The organism is Promicromonospora sp. MS192, assembly GCF_049532985.1.
Taxonomy (GTDB): Bacteria; Actinomycetota; Actinomycetes; order Actinomycetales; family Cellulomonadaceae; genus Promicromonospora.
Window position 1 is genome coordinate 3,034,669 of sequence record NZ_CP186693.1, and the last position, 23,708, is coordinate 3,058,376.

A 23,708-nucleotide genomic window follows, 5' to 3' on the forward strand; every position below is an offset into this window, starting at 1 on the left:
GTTCGGCGGGTCTCCGGACTGGTTCTTCCGGACACCACCACCCTGTCGGCCGGTCGCCCGCACCACATCGGGCACGGGTACCCACCTGACCTGCGACCTTTGGTGGAGACGATCTCCTCCCCGTGGAGGGCGTGCGTGAGTAGGCTCGGCGCGTGATCACCTCGGAGATGGTGTCGATCCTGTCGGTGGGGCTGCCGGCGGTGGGTGCGCTGGTGTCGGCGCTCGTCTCGTTCCTCGGTGTCCTGCCCGGCACGGAGCGCCGGCTGCACCGCCTGGTGGCCATCCACCGGGACATGCCCGACGGCCACGGCAAGGCGGCCCTGGAGGACGCGCTCAACGAGCTGGCGGTGCGCACGGCCCGCCGCGCGGTGTCGGGCCGGGTGGACCGCAGGCCGCAGCGCCCGCGCCGCCGGGTGGACGGGGCCAAGGTGACCATGGTCGTCATCGTGGTCCTCGTGGGCGGGGGCCTGGCCTGGTTCTTCTGGTGGCTCGGGACGCTGGCACCCTGGGCCTTCCTGCAGTGGACGCTGTGGGTCGTGGCCGCCCTGGTGACCGTGTTCACGACGTTCGTCGTGACGCTCGACAACGTCTTCAAGGACGACGACGCGGCACCGCGCCGGGGGACGGCGGAGCCCGCGGAGACCGAGGCGGACCCCGGCACCGCTGCCTCCACCCCGGGGACGGACCGGTGAGCACGCCAGGCATCGCCACCACCGACTACCACACGGCGGGCGAGCCGTTCCGGATCGTCGCCGAGCCACCCGTGCCGCTGCCGGGCGGCTCCGTCGCCGACCGGCGGGCCCGGGCGCTGGCCGACCCCGCGGCCCAGGGGCTGCGCCGGCTGCTGTGCTCCGAACCGCGCGGGCACGCCGACATGTACGGCGGGTTCGTCGTGCCGCCCGACGACGACGGCGCGCACCTCGGCGTCCTGTTCTGGCACAAGGACGGGTTCTCCACGGCCTGCGGGCACGGCACGATCGCCCTGGGCGCGTGGGCCGTCGACACGGGTCTGGTGGCGGCTCCCGACGACGGTACGGCCGACGTCGTCGTCGACGTGCCCTCCGGGCGGGTGACCGCCCGCGTGCACCGGGCGGGCGGGCGCACCGTGAGCGTCGACTTCGTGAACGTGCCCGGCTACGTGCTCGCCCGCGACCTGCTGGTGCCCACGACGCGCGGTGCCGCGTCGGTCACCCTGGCGTACGGGGGCGCGATCTACGCGAGCGTCGACGCGACGAGCCTGGGCCTCACGGTCGAACCGGCCCGCTATGCCGACCTGATCGCCGTGGGACGCGAGATCAAGCAGGCGCTCGACGCCGACGGCGTGGCCGTCCACCCCGGCGACCCGCGGCTGAGCGGCGTGTACGGGACGATCCTCCACGAGGACCTCGGCGCCGGTCGTGCGCCCGACGTGCACCAGCGCAACGTGACGGTCTTCGCGGACGGGCAGGTCGACCGCTCCCCCTGCGGCTCCGGCACGGCCGCCCGGCTCGCCGTCCTCGCCGAGGACGGCCGGGTCGGCGTCGGCGGCCCGGTGCTGCACCACGAGTCGATCGTCGGGTCGGCGTTCACGGGCGCCGTCGTCGGCACGACGCGCGTCGGGGACCGCGCCGCCGTGGTCCCCCAGGTCAGCGGGACGGCCTACCGGACGGGCGAGCACCGCTTCGTGGTGGACCCGGCCGACCCCCTCGTACCCGGGTTCGTGCTGCGATGAGCGCGCCCCTCGTGCTGGACGCCGCGGCCGTGGCTGCCGCGTGCCCGCCCGCCGGCGCCGTCGCCGCGATCGTGGCCGCCCTGCGCGGCGGGCTCGACCCTGCCGCCGACCTGCCCCGCCAGGCCGTTCCCGTGGCGGCCGGCGAGCTCCTGCTCATGCCCTCGGACGGCGGCGGCCGGGCGCACGTCGGCATCAAGGTCGCCACCGTGGCCCCCGCCAACCCTGGCCGGGGCATGCCCCGGGTCCAGGGCTCCTACCTGCTGCTCGACGCCGCCACGCTGGGCGTGGTCGCGGTGCTCGACGGCATCGCCCTGACGACGCTGCGCACCCCCGCCGTGTCGGTGGCGGCCGTGCTGGACCGGCTGGCGGCCGGGTCGGGGCCGCTGTCCGTGGCGGTGATCGGGGCCGGCCCGCAGGCGCACGGGCACGCCGCCACGCTCGCGGGCGCGCTGCCCGGCCGGCAGGTCGCCGTCACCCAGCTCGTGCGCGACCCCGCGCGGTCGGTGCCCGTGCGCGGGGCCCGCCTGGTCCGGCTCGGCACCACGGAGTCGGACGCCGCGCTGCGCGCCGCCGACGTCGTGGTCTGTGCGACGTCGGCCCGTGCGCCGCTGTTCGAGGCCGACCTGGTCGCGGAGACCGCGGTCGTGCTCGCGGTGGGCTCGCACGAGCCGGACGCGCGGGAGCTGCCCGCGGACCTGCTCGGCCGCGCCACCGTGGTGGTCGAGGACGTCGGGGCCGCCCTGCGCGAGGCGGGTGACGTGGTGCTGGCGATCGCGGACGGCGCGCTGGCCGCCGAGGACCTGGTGCCGATGCGTGACGTCGTCACGGGCGCCGTGCGCCCCGACCCCGCCCGGCCGCTCGTCGTCAAGACCACGGGCATGTCCTGGGAGGACCTGGTCGTGGCCGAGGCGGTGCTCGCGGGCGCGGGGTGAGCCGGGGGCGTGCCCACGGCACGCGTCGGCGTCCCCGTGACCCGCGTCACGGACGGGCCCTGTCACATCCGCACGGGCTGCGGAGTCTTCCCTGGGTCCGGCCGGCACGCGGCCGGGTCCAGGGAAGGAACGTCATGAGTTCAGTGCACGAGACCCTTCGCCGTGACTTCGGCGGCACCATCATCGAACCGGGCGACGACGGCTACGACGACGCCGCCCGCACCGCGCTGGCGGCAGCGCACCCGGCCGTCGTCCTGCGACCCCGGACCGTTCAGGACGTGCAGGCGGCGGTCCGGTTCGCGGCCGGCTCCGGGCTCGCCCTGTCGGTACGCGGCGGCGGGCACAGCTTCGCGGGCTTCGGCACCGGGGACGGCGTCGTCGTCGATCTGGGCGGCCTGGCGGCCGTGGAGGTCCTGGGCGACACGAGGAACACCGTGCGGGTCGGGGGCGGCGCCCACTGGGGCGACGTGGCCGCGGCCCTGGCCCCGCACGGCCTGGCGATCTCGTCCGGCGACACGAAGAGCGTGGGCGTGGGCGGGCTGACGCTGAGCGGCGGCATCGGGTGGAAGGTGCGCCGGTACGGGCTGGCCCTGGACGCCCTGGTCGCCGCGGAGGTGGTGCTCGCCGACGGCACGGTCGCGACCGCGAGCGCGGACGAGAACACGGAGCTGTTCTGGGCGCTGCGCGGGGGCGGCGGCAACCTCGGCGTCGTGACCACGTTCGTGTTCGAGGCGCACCCGACCACCGACCTGTTCTTCGGCAGGATCACGTTCCCCGCCGCCGAGGCCGCCGAGGTGCTCCAGGGCTGGGCGGAGTACCTGCGCACGGCGCCGGAGGAGCTCACGTCGATCGCGAACCTCGCCAACCCGTTCGCGGGCGGCCCGGAGGCACCGCTGGAGATCCACGTCGCGTTCGACGGGGACGATCAGGAGGCCGCGGACCGCGCGCTCGACCCGGTCCGTCGGCTGGGCACCGTCCTGGTCGACGACGTCGCCCTGACCGCCTACCCGGACGTGCTGGTCGAGGGGGCCACGCCGCCGCCGGGCATCCGGGTGCTCGCCCACGACGGGTTCGTGGAGCGGGACCAGGTGCCGGAGGTGCTGCAGATCCTGGCGGAGGTCGGCACGTCGGCGGGATCGCCGTCGATCGCGATCCGCACCGTCGGGGGCGCGGTGGCGCGGGTGGCGGGCGATGCCACCGCGTACGCGCACCGGCAGGCGGAGCTGATGGTGGCCACGGTCACGGGCGGGCCGGAGGCGGTCGTCGAGGCCGCGCGTCCGGGCGTGGAGGCGATCTGGGACAAGCTCGCGCCGCACCTGCGCGGGGCCTACGCGAACTTCCTGACGTCGGCCACGGAGCAGGACGTGGCGGACGTCTACCCGGCCGGGACCTACGACCGGCTCGCGGCGGTCAAGCGCCGGTACGACCCCGCCAACCTGTTCGCGCACAACCTCAACGTACGGCCGGCGTAGGACGCGCGGTGCGCCCCGGAACCGGGGCGCACCACAGGCCGGAGTGACGTATCTCATGTCGGATATAACCGTCAAGCGCTACCAGGACTGACCCCTCGGCCGTAACGCGATTGTGACTTTCTGGCCGACCCGGGTTACGGTCGGTCCCGCTCGCGGGGAATTCCGTGGGCACTCGTGGTGGACGCCGAGCCCTGTCACCGCCGCGAGATCTGCTCGAGAACAGATGACAGGGACGGGGGAACCACGAAGACGGGCACCGACGGTGCCCTTGGGGTGAAGCCGCACCAGCACGACGCGGCCGGGTCATTCTCCGATCCGAATCCGACAGCTCACCTCGCAGGCGCCGGGAGAAATCGTTGTGAACACACGCACGCCCGGGCGGCATCGTGCTGCCCACCCGCCCATCACACCGCTGACACCGTTCTCACGTGCCGCCGCACGCGGCCTGTCCGCGACCGCCCGCCGTGGCGCGGTCGTCGCCGCCGGCTCGGGACTCCTCGTCTCCCTGCTCGGCGCCCCCGCCCACGCCGCCCCCGCGAGCGACCCGGGCACCAGCACGGCCGAGCTCAAGACCGTGAAGGACGCCGTCAAGGACGCCGCCCGCAAGGACGCCGCCCGCACGGAGGCGGCCGCCGCCGAGGTGACCACCGCCGCGCTCACGACGGCGCAGGCCGACACCGCTCCCGCGGTCCGGGTCGCCGCCGACAGCGAGTTCACGCTCGAGACCGGCACCATCAAGGTCACCCCGGCCCCCGAGCCGGAGCCGGAGCCCGAGCCCGTCGTCGAGCCCGAGCCGGAGCCCGTCGTGGAGGAGGCCGTCGCCGAGGCGGAGCCGGTCGCGGAGACCGTCCAGGAGCCCGTCGAGGAGGCCGCCCCGGTGTCCGCCTCGGGGTCCGCCATCGTCGACATCGCCATGCAGTACCTCGGCGTGCCGTACCTGTGGGCGGGCTCCACCCCCGCCGGGTTCGACTGCTCCGGCTTCACCTCGTACGTGTACGCGCAGGTCGGCATCGACCTGCCGCGCACGTCCTCGGAGCAGCGCTACGCCGGCACCGCGGTCTCCGCGGACGCCGCACAGCCCGGTGACCTGATCTGGTCCCCCGGCCACATCGCCATCTACGCGGGCGACGGCATGCAGATCGAGGCCCCGGTGCCCGGCGAGACCGTCCGCTACACGTCGATCTGGCAGGACGCCCCGGTCTTCATCCACGTCGGCTGACCGCCGTCGTCCGACCGAGGTACCCCGAAGGGCCCGCACCACGTGGTGCGGGCCCTTCGGCGTCCCACGGGGTGGCCGCACGCTCGCCGCGGGGGCGGTGGCGGTGGCAGGATCACCGGCATGAGCTCACCCACGAGCGTCGAGACCAACGCCCTGAACACCATCGACGAGTCCGAGCGGCGCGGGTCGCCGCGGAACCTGTTCTGGCCGTGGTTCGGCGCCAACGTCTCCGTGCTGGGCCTCGGGTACGGCTCCTACCTGCTCGGGTTCGCCGTGTCGTTCTGGCAGGCCGTGGTGGTGGGCGTGGTCGGCATCGTGGTGTCGTTCCTGTTCTGCGGGTTCATCTCGCTGGCCGGACGGCGCGGGTCGGCGCCCACCATGGTGCTGTCCCGGGCGGCGTTCGGTGTCCGTGGCAACGCGCTGCCGTCGCTCCTGTCCTGGATCCTCACCGTCGGCTGGGAGACGGTCCTGGTCGCCCTGGCCACGCTCGCGACCTCCACCGTGCTCGGCGCCCTGGGCTGGGGCGGCGGCACCGTCACCAAGGTCGTGGCCCTCGTGGTGGTGGCGGGCATCGTCGTGGTGGCCGGCGTCTTCGGCTTCGACCTCGTCATGCGGCTGCAGGTCGTGATCACCGTGCTGACCGCCGTGCTCACCGTCGTCTACGTCGTCCTGGTGCTCGACCACGTCGACTGGGCCACGGTCGCCGCGATCCCCGCGGGCGGCAGCCCGCAGGTGATCGGCGGGCTCGTGTTCATGATGACGGGCTTCGGCCTGGGCTGGGTCAACATGGCCGCCGACTACTCGCGCTACCTCCCCCGCTCCGCGTCCGGCCCGGGCATCGTCGGCTGGACCACGTTCGGCGCCTCGCTCGCCCCCGTCGCCCTGCTCGTGTTCGGCCTGCTGCTCGCCGGATCCGACCCCGTGCTCGACGAGGCGATCGGCGCCGACCCCATCGGCGCCCTGTCGACCCTCCTGCCCACCTGGTTCCTCGTCCCGTTCGCCGTGGTGGCCCTGGCGGGGCTGATCGGCGGCGCCGCCCTGGACATCTACTCCTCCGGGCTGGCCCTGCTGTCCCTCGGGCTGCCCGCGCCGCGCTGGGTCGCCGCCGCCATCGACGGCGCCCTCATGGTGCTCGGCGCCGTCTACGTCGTGTTCGTCGCCGACTCCTTCATCGGCCCCTTCCAGGGCTTCCTCATCACGCTCGGCGTGCCCGTCGCCGCCTGGTGCGGCGTGCTGCTCGCCGACATCCTGCTGCGCCGCCGCGACTACGCCGACGCCGACCTGTACGACCCGGCCGGCCGCTACGGCTCCGTGAACTGGGCCGCCGTGCTGCTGGTCGTGGGCGGCACCGTCGTCGGCTGGGGCCTGGTGACCAACACCTACGCGCCGTGGCTCGCCTGGCAGGGCTACCTCCTGGGCCCCCTCGGCGGCATCGAGGGAAGCTGGGCGTTCGCCAACCTGGGCGTGCTCGTCGCCCTCGTGATCGGGTTCGCCGGGACGCTCGTGCTGAGCGCCCGCCGCGTGCGGCGTCAGGAGGGGCGATGACGAGCGGGGCCCGGGCGGGCGGGGCGCTCGACGTCGGGCCCGGTGGTGCCGGGGCCGGTGGTGCCGGGGCCGGTGCGGGCGGGCCGGATGCCGCGCTGGTCGTGATCGACATGCAGGACGTGTTCGCCCGGCCGCCCAGCCCCTGGGCCTCCCCCGACTACCCGCGCGCGCTCGCCGGCACCCGCCGTCTGCTCCCTGCGTTCGCGGGCCGCACGGTGCTCACGCGGTACGTCGCCCCCGCCGTACCCGACGGCGCCTGGCGCGCCTACTTCGACCAGTGGCCGTTCGCGCTGGTCGCACCCGACGACCCGCTGTACGAGATCACCGACCTGGGCGACGTCGCAGCGGCGGGTGCGCCCGTGGTCACCGCCACCACGTTCGGCAAGTGGGGCCCCGACCTGGCGGCCGCCACCCGCGACGCCGGCGAGCTGGTGCTGGCGGGCGTGGCCACCGACTGCTGCGTGATCTCCACGGCGCTCGCCGCCGCCGACGCCGGCCGCCACGTGCTCGTCGTCGAGGACGCCTGCGCGGGCTCGACGCCGGAGAACCACGAGCGCGCCCTGGCGATCATGCGCCTGTACGCCCCGCTGATCGAGGTGACGACCACCGAGGCCGTCCTGGCGACAACCCACCCTTGACCATGCGGTTGCTGCCAGGATCGGGTCCGTACCGACAGCAACCGCATGGTCACCATGCACGAAGGAGGTAGGTGTGACCGGCAACAGGATCCGTGCCCGGTGGGAACGTCACGACGAGCGGTTCTCGCCCGTCCACGGCGACACGTACGCGACGGTGCACTACGACGAGGGCAGCTGGCTGGAGGGCCCCGCCTGGTCGGCCGCCTGGCGGACGGTGCTGTTCAGCGACATCCCGAACGACCGGGTGCTCTCCTGGGACGAGGCGACGGGCGCCGTCGGTGTCTGGCGGAGCCCGGGTGGGTACGCGAACGGCCGCACCGTCGACCGGGCCGGCCGCATGCTCCAGTGCGAGCACGGCAGCCGCTCGGTCACGCGCACCGAGCCGGACGGGACGGTGACCACGCTCGCCGACCGATGGCAGGGCAAGCGGTTCAACAGCCCCAACGACCTGGTCGAACGCAGCGACGGGAGCGTGTGGTTCACCGACCCGTCCTACGGCATCCAGAGCGACTACGAGGGTTTCGCGGCACCACCCGAGATCGACGGCTGCCACGTCTACCGCCGCGACCCTGACGGCACCGTCACCCAGGTCGCCGACGACTTCACGGGGCCCAACGGCCTCGCCTTCTCCGCCGACGAACGCACCCTCTACGTCACCGACAGCGAGCGCAAGCACCTGCGGCGCTTCGACGTCGCCCCCGACCTCACGCTCTCCGGCGGCGACATGCTGGCCACGTGCGACGCGGGCACGTTCGACGGCATCCGGGTGGACGACGCCGGGCGGATCTGGGCGGCCGCGCACGACGGCCTGCACTGCATCGACCCGGACGGCACCCTGCTCGGCAAGCTGCTGCTGCCCGAGGTCTGCTCGAACCTGACCTTCGGCGGCGCCAAGCGCAACGTGCTGTTCGTGACGGCGACGAACCTGCTGCTCTCGATCCGGGTGACGGCGACCGGGATCCGCTGAGGCGCTCGACCGGGCGGCCGGACGAGCACGCGACCGGACGACCGCGCGAGCACGCGAGCACGCGAGCGCGCCGAGGCCGTGCCGGACGCCGCCGGACGTCGAGCACCAATGCCGAGCGGCCGGGGAAGGTGCCCCGCGAAGGTCGGTCACTCTGCGTCGACATTGTCTACACGGAGTGACCGACCTTCGCGGGGCACCTTCCCCGGGCGGCAACGGCACGCACCACGGACACCGCACGGGCCACGGTCCAGGTCCGCTTGCCCGCCCCGCCCTCCGGCAGTCCCAGATCGGTGCTCGAGCACACTCAGACCACCTCCACGCTCGACGCTCCGGCACGCCAAGCCCGCTCCACGCTCAATGCTCCGGCACACCAAGCCCGCCTCCACACTCAATGCTCCAACGTGCTCAGCCGGCTTCCACGCTCGACAGCTCGGGAGCTCAGTTCCCGGGTGTGACCGGTGTCGGCGTGCCGCCCGTGATGCGGACGAGCTCGGCGAACGTCGTCGGGAAGACGGTCTTGGCGTGGCCCGCGGCAGCCCACACCTCGGCGTGCTCGGAGAGCGCCGTGTCCACGTACGTCGGCACCGGTGCCGGGTGGCCCACCGGCGCGACGCCACCGATGACCTGGCCCGTTGCTTCCTTGACCTGGTCCTTCGAGGCGCGGGTGATGGTCGCTCCGACCTGCTCGCCCAACCACGCCGTGTCCACGCGGTGGGCGCCGGAGGTGAGCACGAGCGTCGGCGTCCCGTCGAACAGGAACACGAGGGAGTTCGCGATCTGCCCCACCTCGATGCCGAGGTGCGCGGCAGCGAGCGCGGCGGTGGTGGCGGCGTCGTCGAGCCAGCGGACCTGGCCGGTGGCGCCGGCCTCCGCGAGCGCAGCGGTGACCTTCTCGACGGCGGGATGACGGGGCGACGAGTTCGACATGCGCCAGATGGTAGACACCGCCCACCACGACGAGCCCGCTGTTTTGGCCCCCCGGTCCACAAGGTGCGCTTCTACCCAGCGATTGCGCCCAGATTCGAGGTGCCATCTGGGCGCAATCGCTGGGTAGAAGCGCACTTTCTGGGTGGGCGGACGCTTCCGGGGAACGGTGCCGCGGCGGGGAGCAGGCGGGTGCGGGGAGTGCGCGGCACGCCGGCCGGGAGCTCGGTCACGGGTTGTCGAAGCTCGAACCACCGCGGAAGGTCGGGGTCGGCGGAGCCGAGAACTCGGTCGTGTAGTAGTCGTCGGGCGCCTCGAAGTCCTTGGCCCGGCACTGGGGCGCCGGTGACGTCGTCTGCTTGTTGCCGTCCACGTCGGTCACCTCGAAGGACGACTCCGAGAGGGTGCGGTTCTCGTCGACCGAGGTGAAGTCGACCTTGAACAGGTCCAGGCCCTCCCACTTGAGGCCGTACCCGCCGCCCTCGGTCACCTTGTCCATGTCGTACTTGAGCTCGCGCACGTTGGCGTAGTCCTGGGCGGCCTCGTACAGCTCGCCGCCCTCGGAGTCCTCGCCGTTGATCTCGACATCACCCTTCTTCAGGGTGCCGTCGTCGTTGCGGGGGAAGATCTCGTCGATCTTCGGGCCGAGCTTCTCGCGCAGCTCCGGGTACTGGTTGAAATCGATGATCAGCTCGGTCTTCGAGAGAGTGCCCTCCTCCTCCTGCTTGCTGTAGCCACCGGTCGCCTTGAAGCCGTAGGGCAGCACCACGTCGATGTCGATGCCGGCCTTGTAGAGCGTCTTCATCACCTGGTCGTCCATCGCGATCGTGAGCTTGGACAGCTTGCCGTCCTTGTCCCAGATCACCGACGTGCTCGTGGTGCCCTTCCACTCCATGCCGACCTGCCCCTTGCCCTTGCCCTTCCCGGAGCTCGTCTCCTTGTCGTTCTTCTTGGTGAAGGGCTGCTTGCCGGACAGCTCCGCCCCGATGAGGAAGCCGCCGATGTCGGAGGACGTGTACGTGGCGGTCGTCGAGCCGTCCGACCACTGCCGGTCCTCGACCTGGATCTCGCCCTCGTAGCCGCCGTCGACCATGCCCTTGAGCTCGACGGGGCCCACCCCGGCACCCCACTTGAGACCACCCTTGAGCTTGACCTTCTTGATGTCGCTCGTGGACGTCGCGACGAGGTGGTGGTCGGGCTCCTCGTCCTGCAGGTCCATCACGTCGCCGACGTCGGGCATGTGGTCCGGCGGCGGCGGGCAGTAGGTGCTCAGGTGGGGTGGCGGGCAGTGCGTCGGCGGGGAGCTCACGATCTCCGCCGACAGAGAGTACTTCTTGTACCAGTCGATCCAGTCCTGGGCCTTGCGCATGTCCGTGAACTCGTAGGTGTAGTCCTCGGCGTATCCGGTGATGCCCGCGATGTCGAAGGCGATGGGTGTACCGCCCACGTCGCTGCCGCTGGCGCCCACGCCGAACTCCACGCCCTTGAGGATGTGGATGCGGATGCGCCCGTCGCCGAGCTTCTCGATGAGCGTGCCGTTGCTGTCACCCCAGCGGAAGAACAGGAACTGGATGTTCGTGCTGTCCACGTGCCCCGTGGCCTCCACCACGCACGGCAGTTCCATCGACGCGTACTTCTCGGAGATGCAGTTGGCGAGTTCCCCCGACCGGGCGGCGCGTTCCTTGCCGGCCACGGCGTCCTCGTAGGCGGCCCACTCGGCCTCGCAGCCCTTCGGCACCGGCAGCTCGCGGCAGCCCACCTGCACCTTCGGGGGTGCGTCCTCGTCGATGTCGCCGCTGGTGGGCATCGCGTTGGCGCAGCTCTTGTCGTTGGGGTCGTCCTTCGGGCCACCCCTGCCGTCGAGCACGCAGTCCACGAAGTCCTGGATCTCGCCCTCCTGGTACACCCGGTCCTCGCGCGCCCGGTCCAGGTGCCCCTCGGGCATGTTCGCCGAGAAGCAGATGGTCGGGCCCGGGTACCAGACGCAGTCGATCTGGACCACCGCCGTGTCCCACTGCGACTCGGGCTTGTCCACGAAGTCGAAGGTGACGTCGTCCTCGCACCGTCCCGTCGGCGGGCTGTAGTCGTCGCCCGGGCCGCCCTCGCCGTCGCCCTCCCCGGCCCCGCCCTCGTCGCCGGGGCCAGTGGCGACGTCGGCGCACGTCTCGACCCCGGCCGCGTCGCCCACGGAGCTGACCGCGCAGAGCAGCTTCTGCTGCACGGCCACCCCGACGGGTGTCGCCGCGCCGATCACGAGCGCGACCACGAGCAGGACCACGCCGGTCACTGCGACGTACTCCGTCAGTGCCTGGCCCGCCTCGCGCTCTTGTCTGGTCACGTCGCGAAGCTAGGTTCAAGCGATGAACCGGAGGCAACACCCAGGCGTCTTTTGCGCCTTTGGCACCAAATTTGGGCCCGGGGACCTACGACAGCGCGCCGAGTGTCGGGTCCCGCCTATCCGGCCCGCTCCATCGGACCGAGACCCAGCTCACTGCCCACCTCGAGGCCCCACCGTTCGAAGCTCCCGACCGGCGCCTCCAGCACCTGCGTGACCCCGCGGAGCGGTGCCGTCATGCCCCAGGGTCGCAGCGCGCGGACCGCGAGCACACGCATGTCCCGGGAGACCAGCGCGACGTCCAGCGGCACACGCATCCAGGCGCCGTGCACCGACGAGCACGGCCGCAGCAGGAGCGCTTCGGGCAGGACCTGCCGGAACAGCAGCCCACGCGCCCGGGTCAGGACGGTGTCGGCGACGACGGCCTCGGCGACCGCCCTCCCGTCGACCAGGAGTCGGACCTGCGCCATGTTGCGTTCCTCTCGACGAAACTTCCACGGGTCATGCTCCACCGCCGGCCACCTCGGCGACGTTCCGCGTGGCCGCGCCGCATGGCACCTCCGCGGCGCAGACAACCAGATTGAACCCGTCACCGGCCAGGTCGTCGAAGTCCTGGATCCCGGCGGGGTTACCCGGAGGCACCTCGATCTCCAGGGTGTTGGACGCGAACGTGACCGGCTCGGCACCCTCCAACGCGTCAGCGGTCAGCTTCTCCATGTTGGCCTCGTCGGCGGAGGCGAACACGTCGGCCGGTGCGCCCTCCTGGATCTGCGCGACCAGATCCGAGGACCCGGCGAAGCTGGGCTCGACCTGAACGCCGTCGTGGGCTTGCTCGAGCTCCTGCCCGATCTGCTCGAACGTCCCGGTCGGCGACGCCGCCGTGGTCGAGAGCCTTCGCCTCATGTTTCTCCTCAGGCTGTTTCCACGATCACCGTCGTGGCCTGATGACGGCCACAACTGCTGGAGCACTGCGTCGTTTCTATCGCGTGCGGGAGGAGGTAGCCACGGCCTGACGATCCTTCTTTCCGCAGCTGGGGCGTGATCTGGCCCAGCCTGGGATCAGTAGTACCTGGATAGGCCTGTGCCATCGGCGGACGATCAGTGCCACAGGGGCGCACCCTTCGTGACGCGCAGAAAGATCCGACCCGCGAAAGGGACAACACAGCATGGAGCCCGATCTCGCCGGCAAGCACGTCCTGGTGACCGGAGCGGGCAGGGGCATCGGCCTCGCCACCGTCAGGGCGTTCCTTGCCGAGCCCGTGCGGGTGCCGCTCATCTGAGCGCCCTAGGTGCCCAGTTCCGCTCAGAAGTCGATCCGATGACCGATAACTATGTACGTTCCGGGGCGGGGTCTGTAGAGTCCGTGTAACGAATGCCCCTAAACCTATACAAAGGGCGTCGGCAAGAGCGTGTTGCGCTGATATGCCGGGGGTGGTCGCGTAAGCGGGCAGATCGATGCTGTTGTGTCGGAACGGGGACAAGGGGGATGCCATGCTGGTCGTAGCGATCGGCGCGCCGGACGGCATACACCCGGCCGTCCGCCGGGCGAATGCAACGTTGGACTCGGTGGTCGCCGCCCTGGCGGACCTGCCCGCCGACGATGTGGTGCTCGCCACTCGTGACGAGCCCGGCCGCAAGGTCGCACGGTCGGCTCGCCTGGTACTCGGCCCGGAACGGCTCGGTCTGCTCCACGTCGAGACGCCGGTCACAGCCTGGGCGGTGATGCTCGCGGGTCTCGTGACCGGCGGACTGACCGCCTCGTCCGCCCGCGCCGTGGCCGACGTCGTCCTGGCTCGCGTCACCACCAGAGCGCTCGTGTCCAGCGTGGCCTCGCTCGAGAGCCCCGCGCCGACGTTCCGGCAGCACGCAGGCAGCCTGCTGCCCCGCACGGCGTTCGTGGTCGATCCCGGCCGGGGCACCGTCGGACGGTTCCAGGAGCGCCTGGGCGTGCCGACCGGGGGCGACATGCTCGTTGTCGCCCGCTCCCCCAAACCAGTGGTCCCCGACGTCACGGACCTGCTACCCCGTCCCGCCGACGCCGAGCTCGTCGGCACGAGAGCCGAATGGCCCGCCGCGCGCTGGTTCGAGGTATCGACCATCGACGGACCGCTGAGCTGGGCCGTCGCGAGCGCGGCCTCCGCGTCCCATCGCTGGTCGGCGTGCGAGGTCTGCGGGCGGGCTGCCACCGAGACCTGCATCTTCTGCGACATCGCAGCACGTCCCGCCCACACGAGGGTCCCCCCACGTGCGGAGCTTCCCGATCAGCCAGAGCACCAGGGAGTCATCAGTTGAACCCGCGCCAACGCCGAGGAGTCTTCCTGCTCGTCGTCACCTCGGTCCTCGCCGTCGCTGTCTTCGTCGGTGTCCTCTACTACGTTCGCACGGTGAGCACCCAGGTGGGGCCCATGACCACCGTGCTCCAGCTCAACCGCTCGGTCACGGCTCTGGAGCCGATCGAGCCGGACATGCTGGAGGAGGTGCAGATCCCGGAGCGCTGGGCGTCGGCCACCGCCGTGCAGGACCCGCGAGCCGTGCGGAACCTGGTCGCCGCCACCGACTACGACGAGGGCACGCTGCTGCAGTCCGGGATGCTGATCGAACGGCCGGGTGTGCAGCCCGGGTTCCGCGAGGTCGCCATCCTCGTGGACGCCGAGACCGGCGTGGCGGGCAAGGTGGAGCCCGGTGACCACGTGGACATCATCGCGACCATGGCGGGCACCGAGACCACGAAGTCCGTGTCCCGGGTGTGGGTCTCCAACGTTCTGGTCCTGGAGGTCGGCCTTCCCCAGACGCTCGAGAACCCCGACGACCTCTCGGAGACCACACAGGGCCTCCCGGTGACGTTCGCGCTGACCACCGACGACGCGCTGACGCTCGCCTACGTCGAGTCGTTCTCGGTCAAGATGCGCCTCGCCCTGCGCGGCGCAGGCGACGAGGAGCAGCTGCCGACCGAGGAGCGCGTCTACGACGGCACGGCTCCGAAGGCGCAGGGCTGACGATGGTGACCAAGGTGCTGCTCGCGACGGCGTCCCACGAGGTCCGGGACCATCTGGGACACGTGTTCGCCGAGTCCGACCAGTTCGAGCTGGCCGCGTCCGTACCCGACGGCGCCGGAGCGCTCACCGCCCTCGACCGGCACCCCGACATCGGGATCGTGGTCATCGACGAGGCCGCCGACGACGGCCACGGTCACGCGCTGGCCCGCACCGTGGGCCTGGCCGCGCCGCTCATCGGCATCGTGATGGTCGTGGACGCCCGCAACCCGGCCGAGATGAACACCGCGATGGCCGCGGCGATGGAGGTCGGTGCCCGCTCGGTGATCGCCCGGAACGCCGGTCTCGAGGAGGTGCTGACGCGGTTCGAGGCTGTGGCCTCGTGGTCCACGGTGGCGCGGGCCGCGATCGCAGCGGAACGAACGGGTGGTCGTGGTGGCCAGGTGGTGGCAGTGGCCGGCGCGAAGGGCGGCGTCGGCGCGTCGGTCCTCGCTCTGCTGCTCGCGCGCGCTGGCCGTAGCGGTGACACCACGCTCGTGGACTTCGACCTTGGTGCGGGCGACCTCGCCGCGTACGCGGGCGTGCGCACGCGGCGTTCAGTGGTCGACCTCGCGGGCATCGACGGTGAGGTGACGGCGCGCATGCTCCGCGAGACCACTTACGAGGTGGGCGGTGGACTGCGGTTGCTGACCGCACCCAACGACGGTGAACGCAGCGAGGACATGACGCCCGCGGCGGCCCGGTCCATCGTGAGTGCCCTCCGGTTCGAGTCGAACCTCGCGGTGCTCGACGTGGGCACCCACCTGGACGAGCCGCGTGCCACCGTCATCGAGTTCGCCGACCGGGTACTGCTCGTCACCACACCGGACCTGCCTGCCCTGCGCGGCGCCCGGCGGGTGATCGCGCAGTGGGACAGGCTGGCGATCCGGCGCCCGGCGGCGGTGGAGCTCGTGCTCAACCGGCGCAGCTCGCGGGACGAGGTGACGCCCCAGCTCGCCGAGCGCATCGTCGAGCGGCCGATCGCGTTCACGGTGCCCGACGGCGGTACCGCGTTCGCCGGTGCCGTCAACACCGCGACCCTGCTGGAGACGCCCACGCCCGTGCACACCGCAGTGGCCGAGGTCGGCATCGCCGCGATCAGCGCACTGGCCGCTCCGGCGCAGGCAGGCGAGGAACCGGCCGAGGTCGCGGCGCTGGTCGCAGGGGCTGCACACCGGAACGGTCGCCCTGCCCGCCGGGCCCCGCGCGAGAGACGGTCCGACCCGGAGGCCGGGCAGTCCACGGTCGAGCTGCCGGTCGTCATCCTGATCACCCTGATGGTGGTCCTGCTGTGCGCACAGGCCATCGGGTGGGCGACGAGCCTGCTGACGGCCCGGGCCGCCGCCCAGGAGGGCGCGCGGACGGTCGGCGTCGCCGGGTACTACGACCTGTACGGCAACCCCCGCGACGACGTGATCGAGCAGGCCCGGGACGACGTCCGCGACCGGCTGCCGGGCTGGATGGACCCGATCGACGACGCGGACATCGAGGTGCTCGCCGACCGGGTGAGCGTCCGGGTCACCGTCTCGACCCTCGTGCCCGGCGTGGACCTGTCGGCGTCGTCGTCGGCCCCCGTCTACGAGGAGCGCTGAGATGCGCAGGCAGCGGGATCCGGGCGAGCGGGGCCAGGCGGCCATCGAGCTCGTCGGCGTCGTGTTCGTCGTCGTCCTGGTGTCCCTCCTGGCGGTCCAGGGCATCACCGTGGCGCAGACGGCGTCCATCACGCAGGAGGCAGCCCGCAACGGGGCCCGCGCCCTGAGCCAGGGCCAGGACTGGCGGGCGGTCGTGCAGCGGCACGTGCCCGACGGGCTCGAGATGAAGCGGATGCGGGGGGACGTCGAGCGCGGCGACGCCCAGGTACGGGTGACCGTCTCGGCGCCGCTCGGGCTGGCCGGCCTGGAGATCACCGACGTCTCGGTCACCCGGACAGCCACCTTTCCTGTACCGCAACCACGAGGGACCGAGGACTGACATGGGCCTGCGCGACCGGCTCGCCGTCGACGAGCGGCACGACGACGACAGCGACCTTGCCAAGACCTACCGCGAGCGGCTTCTCGAGGAGGTCGACGTCGACGAGCTCGCCCGGCTCTCGCCGTCCCAGCGACGGATCCGGCTGGAGCGGGTGCTGTCCCGCATCCTGTCGGCCGACGGCCCCGTGCTGTCCGCGCGCGAGCGCGGCGCGCTGGTGCAGCGGATCGCCGACGAGGCGCTCGGTCTGGGTGTGCTGGAGCCGCTGCTGGCGGACGAGTCCATCACCGAGATCATGGTGAACGGGCCGAGCGACGTGTTCGTGGAGCGGTACGGCCGGGTGGAGCGGGTGCCGACCCGGTTCGCGTCGATGGAGCAGCTCTACCAGACGATCGACCGCATCGTCTCGCAGGTCAACCGCCGGGTGGACGAGTCCTCCCCCATGGTGGACGCGCGGCTGCCCAGCGGCGAGCGCGTGAACGTGATCATCCCGCCCCTGGCGCTCGACGGCCCGACCCTGACCATCCGGCGGTTCCCCACGCCGTTCCGGATGGGTGAGCTCGTGGCCAGGGGGACGCTGGACCCGGGAACCGCGAGCCTGCTGGGTGCGTGCGTACGGGCGCGGCTGAACATCGTGGTATCGGGGGGTACCGGCTCGGGCAAGACCACGTTCCTGAACGCGCTGTCCGGCATGATCCCGGAGCACGAGCGGATCGTCACCATTGAGGACGCCGCGGAGCTCTCGCTCCAGCAGGGCCACGTGGTGCGGTTGGAGTCCCGCCCGGCGAACGTAGAGGGACGGGGTGCCGTGGCGATCCGGGACCTCGTGCGCAACGCGCTCCGGATGCGGCCCGACCGGATCATCGTGGGTGAGGTGCGCGGCGGCGAGACCCTCGACATGCTCCAGGCGATGAACACCGGGCACGACGGGTCGATAGCAACCGTGCACGCGAACACCGCGCGGGACGCGCTGGGCCGGCTGGAGACCCTGGCCTCGATGAGCGAGATCGAGCTGCCTGCCGCGACCCTGCGGGACCAGATCAACTCGGCGATCGACCTGGTGGTGCACCTGGAACGGGCGCAGGATGGGTCCCGCCGGGTGGTCGAGGTGCAGGCGGTGACGTCGCACCGCCGCGAGGAGTTCGCGCTGACGCCGCTCGTGCGCTTCGCCAAGGACCCGATCGGACCGGACCGGACCGTGACCGGTCGGTTCGTTCCGTCACCAGTGACGGACGAGCTGAGGGAACGCCTGGAAAGCGTCGGGGAGCCGGTGCCTGTGCTCGAACCCGCGAACGCCCGGGGCGGTGAGCGCGCATGATCGTCCTGCTCATCGCAGGCGGCCTGTTCGTGACCCTGCTGCTGGCCGCAGCGACGGTGGCGACGCTCGTGGACAATGCCGAGGTCGAACGGCGGATGGTGGAGTCCGCCGACCTCGACACCTCGTCCGGCACCCGCCTGTTCGACCGTCTCGACGAACGTCTGCAGAACACCCGCCGGGGGCAGCGCCTGATCGCCCTGCTCGCCGGGTCCGGTCTGCCCACCTGGTCGCCGTCGATGCTCCTGGCCGGGTCGGCGGCCGGGGCGCTCGCCATGGGCGTGATCGTCCTGCCGCTCTACGGCTGGGCCACCGCGGTGCTCGCGACCGTGCTCGTCGTCGTCGGGGTGCGCAGCTGGCTGGACCGGCGGCGCAAGCAGCGCGTGGAACGGTTCGTGGCACAGCTCCCGGAGCTGGCCCGGCTCCTGGCGAACGGTGCGTCGGCCGGGCTCGCGGTGCACCGGTCGCTGGAGCTCGCGGCCGACGAGATCGCGGAGCCCGCGGCGTCGGAGATGGCACAGGTCACCGCCGAGATGGCGCTCGGCAGGTCCCTGCGCGACGCCCTGTCGGCGCTGAGCGAGCGGCTCCCGTCGCGCGAGCTCTCGGTACTGGTGCAGACCCTGACCATCCAGGGCCGGACCGGCGGGGCCCTCGTCACCGCGCTGTCCGGGATCGGCGCCACGCTGGAGGAGCGGCGCAGGCTGCGGCGCGAGGTGGTGACCGCGACGGTCGGGGCGCAGTTCTCCGGGTACACGGTGATCTTTCTCGGCTTCGCCGCGGTGCTCCTGATGAACGCGTTCAGCCCCGGCGTGCTGGACGTGATGATCACGAACCTCGCCGGCCAGGCGGTGCTCGTGGTGGCGACCGGCCTGTTCGCCGTCGGGTACGTGGTGGTGCGCCGCGTCGCGAAGGTGGAGGTGTGACGTGCTCGACCTGTTGATCGCAGCCTGCGCGGCCGGGCTCGTCGTGCTGGGCATGGCCGGGTACCGGCTCGTGACCAGCACCGGCCTGGAGGACGTCGAGGCCGAGTACCTGCCGAGCGCGGAGCCCCGGCCCCGCGGGTTCGTCGCCCTGCTGGACCTGGTCGGGGCGCCGCTGCTCCCCCTCGCGGTCCGGCTGCACGGGCGGGCCCGGCTGCAGCGGCTGGACACCATGATCCGCCGGGCCGGCCGGCCGGACGGCGTGACGCTGACGATGTTCGTGCGCCGGGAGGCCGCCTTCCTGCTGATCGGGGTGCTGTTCGGGCTCCTGCTCACGCTCCAGGGACTGTGGATGTTCGGCGTGCCCCTGGCGGTGGTGCTGATCGCCTGGATGCGGCTGTGGCTCTTCCTCGCGGGGAACGCACGGCAGCAGCAGATCGACAGCGAGCTGCCCGACTTCCTGGACGTGCTCAGCGTGACCGTGACGGCCGGACTGGGCTTCCGGCAGGCGCTGGAGCGGGTGTGCGAGCTCCACGACGGCGCGCTGGCCGCCGAGATGCGTACCGCGCTGCAGGAGATGAACGTGGGCACGTCCCGGCGTCAGGCGTTCGTGGCCCTGCGCGAGCGCAACCGGTCCGCGGCCGTGGGCACCTTCGTGACCGCCCTGCTCCAGGCCGAGGAGCTGGGCGTGCCGCTGGCGCAGGCACTCACGGACATCGCGTCGGACGTGCGCCGTGAGCACGCCGAGAACGTACGCCGGAACGCGTCGCGCGCGGCACCGCTGGTGTCGCTCGTCGTGACCCTCACGATCCTGCCCGGGGCCCTGATCCTCATCGTGTCCTCGGTGCTCATCGCCAACGCGGGGGTGCTCGGTGGGATTTTCTGAGCGACTGGCTCCCGGGCACGCCATGGACCCGACGACCCAGCGGGCGATCGGCTCCACGGTGCGCATGCTGTGCCAGGTGCGGCTGGTGGTCCTGGCGTTCGCCCTGGTGATCGCCCTGCTCGACCGCGAGGGCTGGCTCGGCCTGCTCATCGTGATGCTGGCCGCGCCGTTCTCCTTCGTGCCCGCGCTGAACTGGGACACCCGCGGCCGGGCCTACGCCCGCAACGGCATCCTGCTGGCCGGGGACGTCGTCGTCACCGTCGTGACGCTCCTGCCGATCGCCGGGTCCCCGCTGATGGCCATCTACGCCGCGGCGACCGCGGCGCTGTGGGGGCTGCTGGCCGGTCCACGACTCGGCCTGATCATGACGGTGCCGCTGGCCCTCCACCAGCTCGCGGTCTACGGGGAGGGTCTGCGTGGTGTGGTCACCGGGATAGCCGGTTCGGCCCTCGTCGTGGTGATGACGTGGACGGGAACGGTGCTGGGCCGGCGGCTGCGAGGGCAAGAGCTCATGTCGATGGCGCTGGTCACCACGCGTGAGCACGAGGCCGCCCTGGCGGAACGGCTGCGGCTCGCCCGGGACCTGCACGACACCGTGGCGGGCGACCTCGCGGGCCTCACCCTGGCGTCCCGCGGGCTGGCGGACCGCCTGGAGCGGGAGGGTTCGCCGTCCGGCACCGTCCAGCTCGCGCGGGAGCTCAGCGATGCCGTGGGGACGGCACACCAGCACACCAGGGCGACACTGGGTGAGCTGCGTGACGACGCCTCGGGCGTGGTCGGCCCGGTCACCGACCTCGCCCGGCGCTGGGCGGAACGCACCGGGATCCCCGTCCAGGTGACCACGAGCCAGGAGCTCGACGACGTGGTGGGAACCGGACGTGCCCACCACGTCCGTGCGCTGGTGACCGAGCTGCTGGAGAATGTCCGCAAGCACGCGCACGCGTCCCGCGTCGAGGTCACCGTGTCCGTGTCCGGCGGGACGGTCCAGGTGCTGCTGACCGACGACGGCACCGGGTTCCCGCCGGGTCGGCCCGATGGGTACCGGCCCGATGGGTACGGGGTCCGCGGCGTGCGGGAGCGGGCCGCGCTGTGCGGCGGTGCCGCCTCATGGACCCCTGGACCAGAGGGCGGGACGATCGTGCGGGTCGTGCTGCCGCACGAGCCCCCCGACCAGCCGGCGCCCGAGCCGGAAGCCGGACGGGACGGCACGAGCCGTCCCGTGCCGGACCATACGGCCGTCTCCCGCGCAGCGGCCCCGAAGGTGGCCTGATGCGAATCCTCACCGTGGACGACAACCCGATCATCCGGCTGGGTCTGCGCGCCCTCCTGGAGGGAACCGACGGCGTGACCTCGGTGCACGACACCGGCGACCCCGAGGAGGCGGTGGCCCGCGTGGCCGCCGGGCAGGTCGACGTCGTGCTGCTGGACGTGCAGATGCCTCGCGTGACAGGGCTGGAGCTCCTGCCCCGGCTCTCCGGGGCGACGGTGGTGATGCTCACGCACACCGACGACCCGGCCGCGGTCGCCGAGGCGATAGCGGCCGGGGCCGCGGGTTATCTCGTGCACGGCGCACTGGAACCGGCGGCGATGCTGGACGCGATCCGGTTGTGCCGGAACGGGAGCCAGGTGGTCTCCGGGGTCTCGACGGTGCCGGCGCCCGCCGCCGCTCCCGCGGCTCCGCCGGCTGTACGGCGCCTGCTGTCGCCGCGGGAGGCCGAGGTGATGGACCTGGTCGCCGACGGCCTCTCGAACCGTGAGGTGGCGGCGCACCTGTTCGTCTCCGAGAAGACGGTGAAGAACCACGTGAACAGCCTGTTCGCCAAGCTCGGTGTCACGACCCGGAGCCAGGCCATCGTGCGCTGGATCCAGCGGGACCCGACACGCGGTAGTGCCAGGGGCCCAGCGGAGATGGGCCCGCCGGTGGGACCGGACACCCTGGGCGGCCGGCGCGGCCATCCATAGGTTGACCGTATGGCCACGGCGCCCTGAAGCCCGTGGCCGGCAACCGGACGACAACTCGTGGAGGACCTCATGAACGCACTGATCGAGAAGGCAGTGACCGCGCAGGTGGCACTGAAGCACTACGCCGGGCGAGCAACGAGCCGGTTCCACGACGACGAGCGCGGACAGGGCTCCGTCGAGTACGTCGGAATCATCCTGGTCGTCGTGGCGATCGTCGCCGCCGTCGTCGCCGGCGCCACGCCCGTGGGCACCGCGATCCTGAACGAGCTCGAGGAAGCCGTGGGCAGGATCGGCGAGCCTGCCGCCGGTGGCGGCAACGGCTGACCAACCCAATAACGAACAACGGAGGTGCCGATGCGTCGGGCCGTACTCACCGCTCTCGTCGTCGGTCTGGTGACCATGTCGGCGGGCTGCGGTCTCGTCCGACCCGATGGGCCCGGCCCGACGGCGGAGCCCCCGCCCGACGCACCGGCATCCCCGACCTCGCCCGGAGGCTCACCACCTCCGGGCGAGGTCGTGTCCGTGGACCGGGCCTGGCACGGCGCACAGGTGCGTTTCGACATGCGTCCCGTCGAGGTCGACGGTGACCTGGCGGTGCTGCGGTACGACTTCGACGCGACCTCGACGAATCCGACGGAGCTGTCGACCGTCGTCCTGAGCCTCGGCGGGCTCGGCAACGCCGTCACCGACGGCCGCGGCGTCCGGCTCTTCGACACGGCGGAAGGCCTTGTCCACCCCGTGGCGCAGGCCCCCGGCGAGGCGCCCGCCGCGGCGATCGACTGGACGGCGGACGACGTGCTGCAGGGCTCGGCGGTCGCCGTCTTCGCCGCACCCAGGAACGACTCGGTGGACGTGCTGCTACCTGGCTTCGGCGCCGTCACCGTACCGGTTGTCGCGGCTGCCGACGACTTCGAGGACGCGGTCGCCCGGGTGGGTGGCGTCGACCACGCGGAGACGACGAGGCTCCGCGCCTTCACCCGCGGCTACGACGCCGACTCCGTGACGTCCGCCGAGGACGACGACGTCACGGTGACGCTGGCCTCGGACGTCCTCTTCGCATCCGACGAGCACGCCCTGTCGAAGAAGGCACTCGGCGTGGTGGACCGGGCGGCGGCGTCGATCAGGAAGCAGGCGGACTCCGGCGACGTGCAGGTGGTGGGGCACACCGACGACGTCGACACCGACTCCTACAACCAGGCGCTGTCCGAGCGCCGCGCCCGGTCCGTCGCCGACCGGCTGCGCGCCGGCATCGGCGACGGCTTCACGGTGTCCGAGGACGGGCGCGGTGAGAGCGAGCCGATAGCCGAGGGCACGAGCCCGGAGGCACGGGCCGCGAACCGGCGCGTCGAGATCCACTTCCAGGGCCGCCTGGTCGTCGAGGCCGACCCGGGGAGCGACATCCCCGGGACCGAGGCACCGACGTCCGAGAACGGCCCGGTGACCATCACCACGGAGGGCGGCAGGTACACGGTCGAGGTGGAGTCGATGGTGCGCCGCCCCGGAGCGATCGTGGGCACGCTCGTGGCGGAACGGACCGGCGGTGACACCATCGACCCCGCCTGGTTCCTGCCGGCCTTCCTGGAGCAGATCGGCGACCGGCAGTTCGGGGCGCTGGGCGAGCTGTCCGGCGCGCACAACCTCTCGCTGCTCGGCTCGCGGGAGCGGGTCCTGCCGTTCGACTACGTGGCCGGGAAGAACTCGGCCGGGTTCACGGTGCGGCGGATCCTCGGCGACGAGGAGGTCGAGCCTCTGGGCGCGGGCCAGTCGACGCTGATCACTGTCGTGTGGCCCGACACCGGCCAGGACACGGTGACCGTCGACGCCCCGGACAGGTTCCGGATCACTGATGTGCCCGTCACTGACGCCCCGACAGGAGACTGAG

Annotated in this window: 23 protein-coding genes and 1 riboswitch; of the genes, 19 read left to right on the top strand and 4 right to left on the bottom strand. The window is 72.3% G+C overall.

The window, feature by feature from the left end:
- Nucleotides 1–152: 152 nt before the first annotated feature.
- The 8 genes from ACO229_RS13680 (at nucleotide 153) to ACO229_RS13715 (ending at nucleotide 8,484) form a co-directional block, all read left to right on the top strand.
- Nucleotides 153–692: a hypothetical protein gene (locus ACO229_RS13680; protein WP_397433571.1), complete on the top strand. Its 540-nt coding sequence runs from the start codon at nucleotides 153–155 to the stop codon at nucleotides 690–692.
- Nucleotides 689–1,711 (top strand): proline racemase family protein, encoded by a 1,023-nt coding sequence (locus tag ACO229_RS13685; protein ID WP_423461772.1) that lies wholly within the window; start codon nucleotides 689–691, stop codon nucleotides 1,709–1,711. The genes ACO229_RS13680 and ACO229_RS13685 overlap by 4 nt, the downstream gene beginning before the upstream one ends.
- Nucleotides 1,708–2,643 (top strand): ornithine cyclodeaminase family protein, encoded by a 936-nt coding sequence (locus ACO229_RS13690; RefSeq protein ID WP_423461773.1) that lies wholly within the window; start codon nucleotides 1,708–1,710, stop codon nucleotides 2,641–2,643. The genes ACO229_RS13685 and ACO229_RS13690 overlap by 4 nt, the downstream gene beginning before the upstream one ends.
- A gap of 134 nt (nucleotides 2,644–2,777) precedes the next feature.
- Nucleotides 2,778–4,115 (top strand): FAD-binding oxidoreductase, encoded by a 1,338-nt coding sequence (locus tag ACO229_RS13695; RefSeq protein ID WP_423461774.1) that lies wholly within the window; start codon nucleotides 2,778–2,780, stop codon nucleotides 4,113–4,115.
- A gap of 188 nt (nucleotides 4,116–4,303) precedes the next feature.
- A riboswitch (cyclic di-AMP (ydaO/yuaA leader) is annotated at nucleotides 4,304–4,472 on the top strand.
- A gap of 1 nt (nucleotide 4,473) precedes the next feature.
- Nucleotides 4,474–5,334 (top strand): C40 family peptidase, encoded by an 861-nt coding sequence (locus tag ACO229_RS13700; RefSeq protein WP_397433577.1) that lies wholly within the window; start codon nucleotides 4,474–4,476, stop codon nucleotides 5,332–5,334.
- A 120-nt stretch (nucleotides 5,335–5,454) separates the two neighbouring features.
- A complete protein-coding gene (locus ACO229_RS13705) occupies nucleotides 5,455–6,879 on the top strand; it encodes a purine-cytosine permease family protein (protein WP_423461775.1) in 1,425 nt (474 codons plus the stop codon).
- Nucleotides 6,876–7,517 carry a cysteine hydrolase family protein gene (locus ACO229_RS13710; RefSeq protein WP_423461776.1) on the top strand — a complete coding sequence of 214 codons (642 nt, stop codon included), beginning with the start codon at nucleotides 6,876–6,878 and terminating at the stop codon, nucleotides 7,515–7,517. Before ACO229_RS13705 ends, ACO229_RS13710 begins: the two co-directional genes overlap by 4 nt.
- Nucleotides 7,518–7,590: 73 nt before the next feature.
- A complete protein-coding gene (locus tag ACO229_RS13715) occupies nucleotides 7,591–8,484 on the top strand; it encodes an SMP-30/gluconolactonase/LRE family protein (RefSeq protein ID WP_423461777.1) in 894 nt (297 codons plus the stop codon).
- 438 nt (nucleotides 8,485–8,922) lie between these two features.
- Here ACO229_RS13715 and ACO229_RS13720 read toward each other — a convergent pair whose 3' ends face one another.
- From ACO229_RS13720 to ACO229_RS13735, 4 genes are all read right to left on the bottom strand, one after another.
- A complete protein-coding gene (locus tag ACO229_RS13720) occupies nucleotides 8,923–9,411 on the bottom strand; it encodes a YbaK/EbsC family protein (protein WP_423461778.1) in 489 nt (162 codons plus the stop codon).
- Between the two features lie 226 nt (nucleotides 9,412–9,637).
- Nucleotides 9,638–11,746, bottom strand: coding sequence for a hypothetical protein (locus ACO229_RS13725; protein ID WP_423461779.1), 2,109 nt, complete (start codon nucleotides 11,744–11,746; stop codon nucleotides 9,638–9,640).
- Between the two features lie 116 nt (nucleotides 11,747–11,862).
- A complete protein-coding gene (locus ACO229_RS13730; protein ID WP_423461780.1) occupies nucleotides 11,863–12,213 on the bottom strand; it encodes a DUF192 domain-containing protein in 351 nt (116 codons plus the stop codon).
- 31 nt (nucleotides 12,214–12,244) lie between these two features.
- Entirely contained in the window at nucleotides 12,245–12,646 is a 402-nt protein-coding gene (locus tag ACO229_RS13735) for an extracellular solute-binding protein (protein WP_423461781.1), read from the bottom strand.
- Nucleotides 12,647–13,234: 588 nt separating this feature from the next.
- Between ACO229_RS13735 and ACO229_RS13740 the strand changes: the two genes are divergently transcribed.
- The 11 genes from ACO229_RS13740 to ACO229_RS13790 all read left to right on the top strand — a co-directional run bounded on the left by ACO229_RS13740 (nucleotide 13,235) and on the right by ACO229_RS13790 (nucleotide 23,707).
- Nucleotides 13,235–14,035, top strand: a complete 801-nt coding sequence (locus tag ACO229_RS13740; RefSeq protein ID WP_423461782.1) for a hypothetical protein — start codon at nucleotides 13,235–13,237, stop codon at nucleotides 14,033–14,035.
- Nucleotides 14,032–14,739 carry a Flp pilus assembly protein CpaB gene (gene cpaB, locus ACO229_RS13745; RefSeq protein WP_423461783.1) on the top strand — a complete coding sequence of 236 codons (708 nt, stop codon included), beginning with the start codon at nucleotides 14,032–14,034 and terminating at the stop codon, nucleotides 14,737–14,739. The genes ACO229_RS13740 and cpaB overlap by 4 nt, the downstream gene beginning before the upstream one ends.
- A 2-nt stretch (nucleotides 14,740–14,741) precedes the next feature.
- Nucleotides 14,742–16,367, top strand: coding sequence for a hypothetical protein (locus ACO229_RS13750; protein ID WP_423461784.1), 1,626 nt, complete (start codon nucleotides 14,742–14,744; stop codon nucleotides 16,365–16,367).
- Nucleotide 16,368: 1 nt separating this feature from the next.
- On the top strand, nucleotides 16,369–16,746 hold the full coding sequence (locus tag ACO229_RS13755; RefSeq protein WP_423461785.1) for a hypothetical protein: 378 nt from the start codon (nucleotides 16,369–16,371) through the stop codon (nucleotides 16,744–16,746).
- 1 nt (nucleotide 16,747) lies between these two features.
- A complete protein-coding gene (locus tag ACO229_RS13760) occupies nucleotides 16,748–18,061 on the top strand; it encodes a CpaF family protein (protein ID WP_423461786.1) in 1,314 nt (437 codons plus the stop codon).
- A complete protein-coding gene (locus ACO229_RS13765; RefSeq protein WP_423461787.1) occupies nucleotides 18,058–18,981 on the top strand; it encodes a type II secretion system F family protein in 924 nt (307 codons plus the stop codon). The genes ACO229_RS13760 and ACO229_RS13765 overlap by 4 nt, the downstream gene beginning before the upstream one ends.
- Nucleotide 18,982: 1 nt before the next feature.
- Complete coding sequence (locus ACO229_RS13770) at nucleotides 18,983–19,864, top strand: type II secretion system F family protein (protein ID WP_423461788.1); 882 nt, start codon at nucleotides 18,983–18,985, stop codon at nucleotides 19,862–19,864.
- A 22-nt stretch (nucleotides 19,865–19,886) separates the two neighbouring features.
- Nucleotides 19,887–21,134 (top strand): sensor histidine kinase, encoded by a 1,248-nt coding sequence (locus ACO229_RS13775; protein ID WP_423461789.1) that lies wholly within the window; start codon nucleotides 19,887–19,889, stop codon nucleotides 21,132–21,134.
- Nucleotides 21,134–21,826: a response regulator transcription factor gene (locus ACO229_RS13780; protein ID WP_423461790.1), complete on the top strand. Its 693-nt coding sequence runs from the start codon at nucleotides 21,134–21,136 to the stop codon at nucleotides 21,824–21,826. Before ACO229_RS13775 ends, ACO229_RS13780 begins: the two co-directional genes overlap by 1 nt.
- 69 nt (nucleotides 21,827–21,895) lie before the next feature.
- On the top strand, nucleotides 21,896–22,150 hold the full coding sequence (locus ACO229_RS13785) for a hypothetical protein (RefSeq protein WP_423461791.1): 255 nt from the start codon (nucleotides 21,896–21,898) through the stop codon (nucleotides 22,148–22,150).
- A 30-nt stretch (nucleotides 22,151–22,180) separates the two neighbouring features.
- Nucleotides 22,181–23,707: an OmpA family protein gene (locus ACO229_RS13790; protein ID WP_423461792.1), complete on the top strand. Its 1,527-nt coding sequence runs from the start codon at nucleotides 22,181–22,183 to the stop codon at nucleotides 23,705–23,707.
- Nucleotide 23,708 lies beyond the last annotated feature (1 nt).